Source organism: Brachybacterium sp. UMB0905 (genome assembly GCF_002871795.1).
Taxonomy (GTDB): Bacteria; Actinomycetota; Actinomycetes; order Actinomycetales; family Dermabacteraceae; genus Brachybacterium.
The window spans coordinates 1-486 of record NZ_PNHL01000045.1 but is presented as its reverse complement, the minus strand read 5'-3'; the positions used below and the strand labels follow the sequence as shown (position 1 = coordinate 486).

The window sequence follows — 486 nt, the reverse complement described above, 5'->3', positions numbered from 1 at the left end:
AGGGAGCGGGTCACGCAGACCCCCACCAGCACAATGGTGGGAGCGTCGCGGACCCGCTCCCTTTCTCATACCCGAAAACACTCGTCCGCAACAGATGCGCCGTGACAGGCCTCAGCTTCACCCAGGCGGTCCCAGTTTCACAGTGACGACCGGCGGTCTCAGACCTGACTTAGGTCATCGAGTTGGGGTTGGCTGTCTGGCGGGGCTGTGACCTGGGGTGATGGGTGGTTTTGGGGGTGGGGTGGGGCACTAACGGGTAGCGTTGCTCTATGGCCTACGTGCGGAAGGTGAGGACGGCTTCGGGCGCGGTGGCGGTGCAGGTCGTGCAGAAATCCCGGGGTCGTCTCGAGGTGTTCGAGCATGTGGGGTCTGCGCATACCGATGGGGTGTGTCAAGGATTTCGGACAGTCGATGTGTTCTCCGGTGGTCAGGCGACCACTGGGAGGGTGGTGGGGGTGGTCTGCTCGGTCCACGCCTTGGCGGGGG

1 protein-coding gene is annotated in these 486 nt (G+C 64.2%); it reads left to right on the top strand.

The annotated features are described in order from the left end of the window. Positions 1 to 269: 269 nt before the first annotated feature. Positions 270 to 486 (top strand): hypothetical protein (locus CJ197_RS15725; RefSeq protein WP_146007804.1); only part of this gene is annotated, 217 nt, incomplete at its 3' end.